Source organism: Ferriphaselus sp. R-1, assembly GCF_000746095.1.
Taxonomy (GTDB): domain Bacteria; phylum Pseudomonadota; class Gammaproteobacteria; order Burkholderiales; family Gallionellaceae; genus Ferriphaselus.
Genome location: NZ_JQKP01000002.1, coordinates 258486 through 271422 on the forward strand (window position 1 = coordinate 258486; position 12937 = coordinate 271422).

Consider the following 12937-nt stretch of genomic DNA (forward strand, 5'->3'; position numbering starts at 1 on the left):
AGAAATCTGTGAGCCCATAGCTAGGGTTAGTTGGGCCAACTATAATCCACCGCCTGAGATTTCGGAGTTTTTAGATGATGAATGCTTTCGCGCTTGTGATGTCTTTCCTCCTTTTTTGTGCGCTATCCATGACTAGCCTGGTCACGCTCGCTCAACCACAAAACTTACCTTTGATGGCATCTGGGGCTCCTGTTTTGGAGGCCCGAGCCTATTTGCTCTACGACTTCACTAGCAATCAAGTATTGGTTAATCACAATGGCACCGAACGACTAGAGCCCGCATCTCTGACCAAGTTAATGACCGCTTACCTCACCTTCTCTTCGATCAGACAAAAATCCTTGGCACTGGATAAATCCATCGTACCCACGGCTACCGCAATCACACCACAAGGAGAAGAGTCGCGCATGTTTCTGGAGGTTACCAAGCCCGTGACCGTTGCTGAGTTGTTGCGGGGATTGATCATCCAATCTGGTAATGATGCGGCTAGGGTACTGGCTGAAACCATTTCCGGGAGTGAGGTCGCTTTTGCCGCACGAATGAATCAGGAAGCACAGCGACTAGGCATGAAGAACACCCATTTTGTCAACGCTACTGGGCTGCCGTCAGCGCAACACTATTCATCAGCTAATGATCTGGCAATTCTGGCGGCTGCCATCGTGCGCGACTTTCCAGAGCACTATCCAATTTATGGCGAGCGCAGCTACTTCTATAACAATATCAACCAGTTCAATAGAAATCGCTTGCTGTGGATGGATCCCTTTGTGGATGGGATGAAAACCGGACATACGGACATGGCTGGATTTTGTCTGGTTTCTTCAGCCAAGCGTGACAATCGGCGCTTGATCGCTGTAGTGCTTGGCACAGACTCCGATAGTGCGAGAGCTATTGAAAGCCAGAAGCTGCTTAACTATGGTTTCCAGAGCTTTGAGACTGTGCGGTTGTTCAAGAAGAATCAAATTATCAGTCATCTACGCGTTTGGAAAGGCACTGAAAAGTATCTGGATATTTCCTTTCAGCAAGACCTGACAGTAACAATTCCTAGGGGATTGCAGCCCAATCTACGCGCCAGGGTAGAAATTCTTCAGCCACTCATGGCACCGGTGAGTGCCGATCAGCGCATTGGTACACTAAAACTCTATCTTTCTGATAAGCCGTATCTTGATTACCCGTTGATTGCGCATAGAAACATACCGCTCGCCAATGTCTTCTCGCGCGGGTGGGACACGATACAGCTCCTTTTCTACTAAAGTCACCATGATCATTTACCTGAATGGACACTTCATGCCAATTGAGCATGCGCAGATATCCGTATTGGATCGAGGCTTTATTTTTGGCGATGGTGTATACGAGGTCATCCCCGTATATTCCCGACATGCTTTTCGTTTGCAGGAGCACTTGGAGCGACTACAACACAGCCTAGACGGAGTTCGTATACCTAACCCGTACACAAATAATGCTTGGATTTCTATCTTGCAGGAATTGATCAAGAGGAATAGCCCTGACGATCAATCACTGTATATCCACATCACTCGCGGCATTGCGCAACGCGACCTCGCTTTTCCGGATTCATCGGTATCGCCAACGGTGTTCCTGATGAGTTGTCCCCTCACCTCGCCCTCACAAGAGCTCCTGAAGATAGGCGCGCATGCCATAACTGCAATTGATAATCGATGGTTACGCTGTGATATCAAAAGCATCTCACTTCTACCAAATGTTCTGTTACGTCAGCTGGCTGCTGATGCAGACCGTACAGAGACCCTCCTGTTTCGTGAAGATACTTTCTTGACCGAAGGAACTGCCAGCAACATTTTCATGGTGAAGAACGATGTTTTACTGGCCCCGCCTAAAGATCACTTGATGTTGCCAGGTATTACCTATGATGTGGTTCTTGAGCTTGCAAGGTCTCAAAACATCCCTTATCAGATTCGTCGAATCCGGAAGGATGAAGTTTTTTCTGCCGATGAGCTCCTGATGTGCTCATCTACCAAAGAAGTGATACCGATTACAAAGCTCGATAACCAAACCATTGGCAATGGATTTCCGGGGCCGGTTGTTAACAAGTTACGCCTTTTATATCAATCATATAAGAATGAAACGATGCGCTCTTCTGAGTGTTAGCCTCCTGACTTTTCACCCCTATAAAAAGTGAAGGCCACCAGGTCAAATTTTCGTGCAATTCAACACGCTAGCCGCTTTGGTTGAAATCGGAGGTTAGGCAATCAAGAAAAAAGCCACTCTTTATTACAGTGGCTTTTTTATTTGGTAGAAAATTTTCACCTTTTTAGAAAAAGGCTCAACTGACTCTTTTACTAAACATCCAGATTTTTGACCCCCAAAGCATTCCGTTCAATAAATGCCCTGCGTGGTTCCACGACATCTCCCATCAATGTTGTAAATACTTCGTCGGCCGCAATCACATCCTCTATCCTGACCCTAAGGAGTACCCTGTTCTTCACATCCATGGTTGTTTCCCACAATTGCTCCGGATTCATCTCACCCAATCCTTTATAACGCTGGATACTTACCCCGCGCTTTGCTTCTGCCAACAACCACTCTATAGCCTCTTTAAAATCAGCGATAGATTTGCTCTGTTCTCCTCGCTTGATGTAAGCACCATCCCCTATCAGCCCAGACAAAACAAGGCTAGTTTGATAAAGTTGTGCGTAATCGCCGCTACCTAAAAATTCTGGCGTGATGTAGCTGATAGATCTGTTTCCGTGTGTGTTTTTCTCTATCCTCAGAAGAGTTCTACCTTCATTTATCACTGCCTCGATTCTGACCTTCTCGCCACAGGCATTTTTCAGCATCTCTGCGCTTGTATCCGCCTCAGATATCGAATTTACATTCAATTTTGGGCATGCCAACAAGGCGTGGAGTACATCCGGTGAAATTTGTTTTGCCAACCTATCGATGATAGATTCAGCCAGAAAGTACTCCTTGGATATGGCCTCAAGCCCCTCCGAAGACAAGGGTGCCTTTGAGGTAGCCGAGGGGTATAACTCCGCATTGTTCAGTGCGGATTTAAGCATGTACCCCTTCATCTCTTGATCATCCTTAAGGTAACGCTCTTCCTTCCCTTGTTTTATTTTATAAAGTGGCGGCTGAGCAATATACACATGTCCGCGTTCTACCAGTTCCGGCATTTGTCGATAAAAGAAGGTCAACAGCAACGTTCGAATATGTGACCCATCCACATCAGCATCTGTCATGATGATGATGCGGTGATAGCGCAATTTCTCTGGATTATATTCATCCTTACCAATTCCAGTACCTAATACGGTAATCAATGTAGCTACTTCTTGTGAGGCAATTAGTTTTTCGAAACGAGCCTTTTCAACATTTAGAATCTTGCCTTTGAGCGGCAATATCGCCTGAAACTTCCGATCTCTTCCCTGCTTTGCAGACCCACCGGCAGAATCACCCTCGACAAGATATAGTTCAGACAAGGAGGGGTCTTTCTCTTGACAGTCTGCAAGCTTCCCAGGCAAACCCATTCCTTCCAAAATACCTTTCCTTCGGGTCAGTTCCCTAGCTTTTCGTGCTGCTTCCCTTGCGCGAGCTGCATCGACGATCTTTCCTACAATTACTTTTGCATCTATTGGATTCTCAAGCAAAAACTCCATTAACTTCTGACTAACCATTTCCTCAACAACTGGCCGAATCTCTGACGAAACCAATTTATCTTTAGTTTGCGATGAGAATTTTGGATCTGGTAGTTTTACCGATAAAATGGCCGTCAATCCCTCCCTCATGTCATCGCCTGATGTTTCTATTTTTGCTTTTTTAGCGATATCTTCGGCTTCTATATATTGGTTAAGGGTTCTAGTCATGGCCGTTCTCATGGCCGTTAAGTGTGTTCCTCCATCCCGTTGTGGGATGTTGTTGGTAAAACACTGTATGGTTTCTTGATACGAATCGTTCCACTGCATTGATATCTCTGCAGTAATGCCATCTTTCTCAATCGATGAATAGAATATGGTTGGGTGAAGCACGGTTTTATTTCTATTGATATATTGAACAAAACCCTTAACGCCACCACTGAATGCAAAATGCTCCTCTTTTCCACTCCGTTGATCAATCAGTGAAACATTAACACCATTATTTAGGAATGATAATTCTCTAAGCCTTTTAGCTAAAATATCGAAGTGAAATTCGATTGAACCAAAAGTTTCAATGCTTGGCATAAAATGGACTTCGGTCCCTCTAGCACTCGTTTCCCCAATCACTTTAAGAGGCTCTACGGGATCTCCATGACGAAACTCCAAGAAGTGGACCTTTCCTTCTCGGTAAATAGTTAATCTCAACCACTCGGAAAGTGCATTTACTACCGAAACACCAACCCCATGCAATCCGCCCGAGACCTTGTATGAATTCCCATCGAATTTCCCACCGGCATGCAATACGGTCATGATAACTTCAGCTGCAGAACGATTTTCCTCAGCATGTATATCTGTAGGAATACCCCGACCATTATCACGCACTGATATCGAACTATCAGCATGTATTGTCACGATAATTTCATTACAATATCCAGCCAAAGCCTCATCTACTGCATTATCGACCGTTTCAAAAACCATATGATGCAACCCTGTCCCATCGTTTGTATCTCCGATGTACATTCCCGGACGCTTACGCACCGCTTCAAGTCCTTTTAGAACCTTAATGCTATTTGAATTATATTCAGTCATTTTTTTCCTTGTTTCACGTGAAACACGTGCCGCTTAAATTCTCATCGGCATTACAACATAACGAAAGTCTGTGCGATCTGGAATCGATATCAAGACACTACTATTTGCCCCCCCAAATGATATTTGGACGACATCTGAATTGATGTTATTCAATCCATCAAACAAATAATTCACGTTGAAGCCTATATCCAATGCTTCTTCTTGATAATCCGTCGCAATATCCTCTTGTGCTTCTTCTTGCTCACTGTTGTTACTGATAATCCGCAGATTCTTTTCAGTCAAAATAAAGCGAATCCCATGGAATTTTTCATTGGATAGGATAGATACACGCGCCAAACTAGATAGCAGCATTTTCCGATCCAGAAGCAAATGATTCTTATATTCTGGTATTACACGTCTGTAATCTGGGAATTTTCCATCTATCACTTTGGACTGAAAGGATATTTCGGAGAACTCAGCAGAAATATGATTCTCTGAAATATTTAGCAGAATTTCCGCTTCAGAATCATCTAAAAGACGAAGTAGTTCGTTTATTGCCTTTCTAGGGATGATAACTTCACATCTATGATGGGGGCTGTCTAAAGTTGCACTAGCATATGCAAGACGATGGCCATCTGTTGCTACAAGGGTCAGGGTGCATTCGTTTACCGAGAATAAGACCCCGTTAAGATAGTATCGAATATCTTGCTGTGCCATTGAGTATTTCACTTGGCCTAACAGTCTTTTTAACAGTTTCTGAGGTAGGGCAACACAGACCTTTTTATCTTCGACTCGTTTTATAAGCGGAAAATCTTGAGCTGGTAAAGTTTGAAGGTTGAATTTACTACTACCAGATCTAACTTGTAATTTGCTTTCAACCAAGTCCAGCAAAATATCTTTTTCTTCAGGTAGCTTTGTAAGGATGTCCAGTAACTTCCTTGCCCCAAGGGTAATTGCATAATCACCTTGTGAGGGAAGACCTCCTGATAGTTGTGTGGATATCTGAATGTCCAAATCTGTAGAGGTCATTCTTACATAATCATTGATTTTTTCTATCAACACATTAGATAGTATAGGGAGTGACTGTTTTCGCTCGACAATGCCAATTACTGTTTGAAGTGGATTTAGCAAGACATCTTTGCTTAAAGTATCAATAAGCATTTAAATTCCTTAATCTTTATAAATAAGTAAGGTTGGATTCTGTGGAATATTAAAAAATATATTTAATATTCAATTAAATATGAGCATTAAAAAGTGTCAACTTTCGTACAATAAACGGCTTCAGAAAATGTGAATAATTTTTCATAACTCAAAAATAACACCTTTATCCACAAATAATTAACTGTCAGTTCCTCAAACTTTGGCTCAACGTAGCGTATTCAGAGTTCGTTGTGGAGTTACCCCGCTTTAATACCTCAATAGTACGGCAAGCATATAAAACGGTTGAGTGATCTCTATCCCCGAATGCAGCGCCTATCTCAGGGAGACTAAATTGAGTCAACTCTCGTGCAAGAAGCATTGCCATTTGGCGGGGACGAGTGATGTTCCGAGTTCTTTTTTTCGATAACAAATCAGAAACCTTGATCCGATAAAAATCAGCAACGGTTTTCTGGATGTTTTCTATGGATACTTGTTTGTTTTGAGAGGCAAGTAAGTCTTTTAAAGCCTCTTTTGCAACTTCGACAGAAATCGGGCGTTTATGAAATCGAGAAAACGCATCTATTCGTTTTAAGGCACCCTCAAGTTCACGCACATTTGAGCGCACATGTTTTGCAATGAAGAATGCAACATCCTCACCCAACGGGATCTTTGCCTGTATAGCTTTGTTCAACAAGATAGCTGCCCTCATTTCAAAGTTGGGTGGGTCGACGGCCACCGTCAACCCCCAGCTAAATCTGGAAATTAGCCTGGCTTCTATTCCATTGATATCCTTTGGGAAGGTGTCGCATGTTATCACTACCTGTTTATGAGCCTCTGTCAGGGTATTGAGTGTGTAGAAAAACTCTTGCTGAGTACCTGCCTTATCGGCGATAAACTGTATATCGTCAATCAACAAAAGATCCAACGAGTTGAAGAACTGCTTGAATTCGTCAAAACGTTTGGTTTGTACGGCCCGAACCCAACTTGAAACATAGTCTGTAGCATGGATATAACAAACTTTAGCCTTTGGAGAATTTGCTTTTATCTGATTTCCAATCGCTTGCAAGAGATGGGTCTTGCCTAATCCTACTCCACCATAGATAAACAGTGGGTTGTACACGTTTCCTGGAGTATCTGAGACCTGTATCGCTGCAGCATGAGCAAGTTGATTTGCTTTTCCTGTCACGAAATGATCAAAATTTAGGGATGCTTTTAGAGTGCCGGACTCTTTATGGTGTTTAGCGTTCCTTTCCTCCCCATTGAAAGGTGCATCTGAACTGGGGGTTAAAGCGGCAATTGGCTGGGAGAGGATAGCCCCAGATTTTTTTTCGATTTTGAGCTCTATAGTAGGAGCAAAAGCAAGCAACGACTCTGCTTGTTGGGAAATGACCGGCAAGAACCGATCTTGAATAAGCTTCAATGCGAAGGAGTTTGGTGCGGTGAGCACAATATGGCTGCCACTGATGTTAAATATCAATGGTTTAATCCATGTTTCGAATTGTTGTGGTGGCAAGCTTCTCTGGAAATAATCCAAGCACGAAGCCCACACAGGGTGGTCTGACATATCAGCCTTACAATAGAAAACGCTACTTAAATTTACACAGATTCTACTTGCTGAACGGAAAGTTATCCACAGCTAAGGAGGTAAATAAATCACCCGAACTACTCACTTGAAACAAGGAATATCAAATACCGCTAATCCAAGCTGTTTTCATAGAAAACATAGCTTGTCGAATAATCGCTGAACTCGAAATAGACCTTCTTCTCGCCGTCGTCAGCCTTGAAATTGAAGTTCTCATCCACCACGCCGTATCCATAACGGTAAGGGCGCGGCTTGCCGTCGTCGGTACCTTGTGCTGTGCTGAGTTTGTCGATCTTGATGAAGCGCTTGACCAGCTTGTCGCCCGCATAGATATCCAGCACTCCGTCAGTGCCGGTCCAGTTCTGGATGCTACGGCTAATCTCGTTCTGCTTTTCCTGAGTGCAGGCGGTGAGCGCCACCGACAACACCATGAGGCTCACCACACTCTTCATATCGCTGCGCTCCGATTAGACGTTGAACAGGAAATTCATGACATCTCCATCCTGCACGACGTACTCTTTGCCCTCGACTCGCATCTTGCCTTTTTCCTTGGCACCCGCCTCACCACCGCAGGCGATGAAGTCGGCGTAGGAGATAGTCTGGGCACGGATGAAGCCACGCTCGAAATCAGTGTGGATGACCCCGGCGGCTTGCGGGGCGGTATCGCCCTTGTGGATGGTCCAAGCGCGCACTTCTTTTACACCAGCAGTGAAATAGGTCTGCAGACCGAGCAGTTCGTAGCCGGTGCGGATAAGGCGGTTCAGGCCAGGCTCGTCCAGGCCCAGATCGGCGAGGAATTCACGCTTGTCGGCATCGTCGAGATCGGCCAGCTCGGCTTCGATCTTGGCACACAGCGCAACCACCGGAGCACCTTCCTTGGCGGCATATTCACGCAGACGATCGAGGTAGGGATTGTTTTCGAAGCCGTCTTCCAGCACGTTGCCAACATACATCGCTGGTTTGATGGTGAGCAGGCACAGCGGCTTGATGAGCAGTTTTTCGTCGTTGGACAGGCCGAAAGTTCGCGCAGGTTGGCCTTCATTCAAGTGCGGCAGCAGTTTCTCCAGCACGGCGATGAGCTTCTGCGCATCCTTGTCGCCCGACTTGGCCTTCTTGCCATCGCGCTGGATGGCTTTCTCTACGGTGGCCATGTCGGCCAGCGCCAGTTCGGTGAGGATGACTTCTATGTCCGCCATCGGATCGACCTTGCCGGCGACGTGCACCACGTTCTCATCCTCGAAGCAGCGTACAACGTTGACGATGGCATCGGTCTCGCGGATGTTGGCGAGGAACTGGTTGCCGAGGCCCTCGCCCTTGGATGCACCCGCCACCAGACCGGCGATATCCACGAACTCGACAATGGCGGGCTGCATGCGCTGCGGTTTCACGATCTTGGCCAGTTCATCCATGCGCGGATCGGGCACTTCAACGATGCCGACGTTGGGCTCGATGGTGCAGAAGGGATAGTTTTCGGCGGCGATGCCTGCCTTGGTCAACGCATTGAACATGGTGGACTTGCCGACGTTAGGCAAACCGACGATACCGCATTTCAAACTCATAACATTCCTTGTATAACAATATGTTGCATGAACACCCGCAGGAGGAGAGATCACAACGACCTTACTTGGCGGGAGCATGGGGCAGATAGTAGAAGCGGGTAACGGTGGGGAACACACTGCGCCTGTCCCACCTAGCTCCAGAGACCGGCGAGATTGTATCACTCCCGGAATAGCCCCCACAAAGGCTAACGCCCGATGACAGAAGGATTTTTTCAGGACTCACGCACCGGCATGCGCAACCACACGCGCCTGCAGGAAGGGTGAATCTCAAGTGATGAACTGGTTGTTCAAGTAAAATCAGCGCACCCAAACCGGAAACTCGTTCCATGCGCAGCGTCATCGAACCCACCCCACGACACACACCACACGCAAAGCGACCAGCAGCCTCGCCTGGCCGATGCCTCGGGAGTGCAGCCCGATGAAGATGGCGACCTGGAACGTGAACTCCCTCAAGGTGCGTCTGCCGCACCTGCTCGACTGGTTGCAAGCGGCACAACCGGACGTGGTGTGTCTGCAGGAGACCAAGACCGAGGACAAGAACTTCCCCGCCACAGAACTGGAGCAGGCCGGCTATCGGGTCGTGTTCAGCGGACAGAAAACCTACAATGGCGTCGCCATCCTGGCGAAATCCGAGCCACTGGACGTGCAGATCGGCATCCCTGGTTTCGAGGACGAGCAGAGGCGCGTCATTGCTGCCACGGTGTGCGGTGTGCGCATCGTCTGCGTCTACGTCCCCAACGGACAGAGTGTGGATTCCGACAAGTACCAGTACAAGCTGCGCTGGCTGGAAGCCCTTACTCACTGGTTAAGCGACGAGCTGACTCGCTATCCCGAGTTGGCGCTGCTGGGCGACTACAACATCGCGCCGGATGACCGCGACCTGTACGACCCCGAGGGTTGGGCAGGCAACATCCTGGTGAGCGAACCCGAGCGCGCCGCCTTCTTCCGGTTGGAAGGGCTGGGGCTGAAGGACTGCTTCCGGCTATTCGAGCAGCCGGAGAAATCCTACTCTTGGTGGGATTACCGCATGATGGCCTTCCGCCGTAACATGGGCCTGCGCATCGACCACATCCTGCTCTCCGCGCCGCTGGTTGCCCGTTGCACCGCTTGCAGCATAGACCGCGCGCCGCGCAAACTGGAGCGGCCCTCCGACCACACGCCAGTCATCGCGGAGCTGGGCTGAGATGCGCATCCTGCTGGTCAAGACTTCGTCGCTGGGCGACGTGCTGCACAACCTGCCCGTGGTCACCGACATCCTGCATCACTTCCCTGATGCCAAGATAGACTGGGTGGTGGAAGAGAACTTCGCTGAGCTGCCCAGATTACACCCTGGCGTGGATCGCGTGCTCACGGTCGCGGTCCGCCGCTGGCGCAGGGAGCGGGAGACCGCCCGGGCAGAGATCCGCACGGCTGTCGCCGCCATTCGCGAACAGGATTACGATTTCGTGATCGACACCCAAGGCCTGCTGAAAAGCGCGCTGGTGATGCGCAATGCGTTCGGCTTGCGCTGCGGTTACGGCTTCCTGTCGGCGCGCGAACCCTTGGCCAGCCTGTTCTACCACAAGCGCTTCACCGTACCGAAACGGCAACATGCGGTTGAACGCAACCGCCAGCTGGTCGCGCAGTCATTGGACTACGAGCTGGATACGACCGCCGACTATGGCATCGAGCCACCAAGTGTATCCTTGAAATGGCTGAAAGCAGGTGCTTACATGGTGTTACTGCACGCTACCAGCCGAAACGATAAGCTATGGGCGGAGACGAGCTGGATCGAGCTGGGCAAACAATTGGAACGGCAGGGAATGCGTTCCGTTTTGCCTTGGGGCAGCCCAAATGAACTGGCGCGTGCCCAGCGTCTCGCTTCGGCGATCCCCGGTGCGATCTGCGCACCGCGCCTGGACTTGACCGAAGCCGCCGCCCTGCTCGGACGGGCACAGGCCGTCGTGGGCGTGGACACAGGATTGGCGCACCTGGCGGCGGCGCTGGCCGTACCTACTGTAGGCATCTACACCGCCACCGACCCGGCACTGACCGGACTGTATGCCGGTGCGCGCTCCATCAATCTGGGCGGCAAGGCGCACTCCCCCAGCGTCGAGGCGGTCTTGGCGGCGCTGGAACAGGTGCGTCGTGCCTAGGATCTACTACAACGTCCTGCTCTGGCTGCTGCTGCCCTACGTCTTCATCCATTTGTTATGGCGCGGGCGCAAGCAATCCGAATATCGCCAGCGTATCCCCGAGCGCTTCGGACTGTACGCCACCCCGGCATCCGAACGCCCCGTGCTGTGGTTGCACACCGTCTCCGTGGGCGAGACGCGCGCAGCGGTGACCTTGGTGCAAGCCTTGCAGCGCGACTACCCCGGGCATCAGATCTTGCTCACCCACACCACGCCCACCGGTATGGCGACGAGCGAGCAGCTATTTGGCAACGGCGTACGGCGTGTCTATCTCCCCTACGACTACCCGTTTGCCGTACGCCGCTTCCTTGAGCAGTTCCGCCCGCACCTCGGCGTGCTGCTGGAGACGGAGATATGGCCGAATCTGATCCACGCCTGCCACGAGCGCAGCATTCCCTTGTTGCTGCTGAATGCGCGCCTGTCCACTCGCTCCGCTGCGGGTTATGCCCGTTTCGGCGGATTGGCCGGCGCTGCACTGAGCGAGCTGACGGCTGTAGCCGCACAGACCGCCGAAGATGCGACACGCCTGACCGGGCTCGGTGCGCGCTCGGTGTCGGTGATGGGCAACCTGAAGTTCGACATCGAACCGCCTGCCGCCCAGCTGGCACTCGGACGGCAACTGCGCGAACAGTTTGGCGTACAGCGTCGCGTGTTTCTGGCGGCGAGTACGCGCGAAGGCGAAGAAGCGCTGCTACTGGCCGAACTTGCCCAGCAGACAGCAACTGACGTGCTCACCGTGATTGTTCCCCGCCACCCGCAGCGCTTCGACGAGGTCGCCACGCTGTTTGAGAAACAGGGTTTGCGTTACCAGCGCCGCAGCGCGCAGCAGCCCATCGCACCGGAAACGCAGGTGGTGTTGGGTGACAGCATGGGTGAGATGTTCGCCTACTATGCCGCCAGCGATCTGGCCTATATCGGCGGCAGCCTGCTGCCGTTCGGCGGGCAGAACCTGCTTGAGGCGCTCGCGGTGGGCAAGCCGGTCCTGGTCGGGCCGCACACCTACAACTTCGCTCAGGCGACAGAACAGGCCGTGACGGCAGGGGCGGCGAAGCGGGTTCGGGATGTGGAAGAACTGATGGCAAGTGTCCGCCAGCTACTTGAAGACAGCTCGGCACTCATGACAATGGGCGAACAAGGCAAGGCGTTCGTGATCGCCCATCGCGGCGCAACGGCGCAAGCCCTGAGGTTGATTGCCGGGCTAGTCGCCTAACACGTCCGCGCCCTTGGGCGGAATGAACCTGAACAGGCCGGGAGCCAGTGAGGGGTTACGTTTGAGGTTGGAGAAGCGCAGCACGGTGGCATGGCCGAAATTGTCGTGCAGCTCCATCGCCGCCAGCTCCCCCTGAACGTCAAAGCCCAGCAGAATCACCTCGAAATTGGTCTCGCGACTCTTGGGCTTGGCCTCGACCCAATCCAGACCGGCTTGGTTGCCGACATCCTTCAGGCCGAAGCTGCGCTCGATCTCATTGTTGCCCGCCAGCAACGCCGCCGGGCTGCTGCCCAGCGCCGCGTCCAGCTTCTTCACCGTGACTTGGTTCAAATCCACGTCATACAGCCAGAACTTGGCGCCGTCGCCGACGATGACCTGCTCGTACGGCTTCTGATACACCCAGCGGAATTTGCCGGGTCGGACGAACTGCATGGTGCCAGCGGCGGACTGCAGCTTTTTGCCATTCTTGTCCATCACCGTTTGGCTGAACTCCGCCTGGGCACTGCGACTGCCTTCCATGAACGACTTCAGCCGTTCGATGCTGCCGGCATGGCCAAGCAAGGGAAACAGGGAAAACAAGAGGACAGCGGTTGTGCGCAGCATAT

General features: G+C 50.6%; 11 protein-coding genes. 5 read left to right on the plus strand and 6 right to left on the minus strand.

The features are described 5' to 3' along the window. Positions 1-74 precede the first annotated feature (74 nt). Positions 75-1247, plus strand: coding sequence for a D-alanyl-D-alanine carboxypeptidase family protein (locus tag DM08_RS03650; protein ID WP_202593363.1), 1173 nt, complete (start codon positions 75-77; stop codon positions 1245-1247). 7 nt (positions 1248-1254) lie between these two features. Then, positions 1255-2118, plus strand: a complete 864-nt coding sequence (locus tag DM08_RS03655; RefSeq protein WP_035383256.1) for a D-amino acid aminotransferase — start codon at positions 1255-1257, stop codon at positions 2116-2118. A 191-nt stretch (positions 2119-2309) separates the two neighbouring features. Here the strand turns inward: DM08_RS03655 and gyrB are convergent, their stop codons facing one another. The 5 genes from gyrB to ychF all read right to left on the minus strand — a co-directional run bounded on the left by gyrB (position 2310) and on the right by ychF (position 8948). Continuing rightward, positions 2310-4688, minus strand: a complete 2379-nt coding sequence (gene gyrB / locus DM08_RS03660) for a DNA topoisomerase (ATP-hydrolyzing) subunit B (protein ID WP_035383257.1) — start codon at positions 4686-4688, stop codon at positions 2310-2312. A 33-nt stretch (positions 4689-4721) separates the two neighbouring features. Beyond that, positions 4722-5828 carry a DNA polymerase III subunit beta gene (dnaN, locus tag DM08_RS03665; RefSeq protein WP_035383258.1) on the minus strand — a complete coding sequence of 369 codons (1107 nt, stop codon included), beginning with the start codon at positions 5826-5828 and terminating at the stop codon, positions 4722-4724. A gap of 184 nt (positions 5829-6012) precedes the next feature. Beyond that, on the minus strand, positions 6013-7371 hold the full coding sequence (gene dnaA, locus DM08_RS03670; protein ID WP_035383259.1) for a chromosomal replication initiator protein DnaA: 1359 nt from the start codon (positions 7369-7371) through the stop codon (positions 6013-6015). A 131-nt stretch (positions 7372-7502) separates the two neighbouring features. Then, a complete protein-coding gene (locus tag DM08_RS03675) occupies positions 7503-7841 on the minus strand; it encodes a hypothetical protein (RefSeq protein ID WP_035383260.1) in 339 nt (112 codons plus the stop codon). A gap of 15 nt (positions 7842-7856) precedes the next feature. Beyond that, positions 7857-8948, minus strand: coding sequence for a redox-regulated ATPase YchF (gene ychF, locus DM08_RS03680; protein WP_035383261.1), 1092 nt, complete (start codon positions 8946-8948; stop codon positions 7857-7859). Positions 8949-9366: 418 nt separating this feature from the next. Between ychF and xth the strand changes: the two genes are divergently transcribed. Genes xth through waaA form a run of 3 tightly spaced genes read left to right on the plus strand, consistent with a single transcriptional unit; the run spans position 9367 to position 12332 of the window. After that, complete coding sequence (gene xth, locus DM08_RS03685) at positions 9367-10131, plus strand: exodeoxyribonuclease III (protein WP_035383262.1); 765 nt, start codon at positions 9367-9369, stop codon at positions 10129-10131. A 1-nt stretch (position 10132) separates the two neighbouring features. Next, positions 10133-11083 carry a lipopolysaccharide heptosyltransferase I gene (gene waaC, locus DM08_RS03690; protein ID WP_035383263.1) on the plus strand — a complete coding sequence of 317 codons (951 nt, stop codon included), beginning with the start codon at positions 10133-10135 and terminating at the stop codon, positions 11081-11083. Continuing rightward, positions 11076-12332, plus strand: coding sequence for a lipid IV(A) 3-deoxy-D-manno-octulosonic acid transferase (waaA, locus tag DM08_RS03695; RefSeq protein ID WP_035383264.1), 1257 nt, complete (start codon positions 11076-11078; stop codon positions 12330-12332). Before waaC ends, waaA begins: the two co-directional genes overlap by 8 nt. On the opposite strand, the gene lolA is transcribed toward waaA, so the two are convergent. After that, positions 12321-12935, minus strand: coding sequence for an outer membrane lipoprotein periplasmic chaperone LolA (gene lolA / locus DM08_RS03700; RefSeq protein ID WP_035383265.1), 615 nt, complete (start codon positions 12933-12935; stop codon positions 12321-12323). The genes waaA and lolA overlap by 12 nt on opposite strands. Positions 12936-12937: the final 2 nt, after the last annotated feature.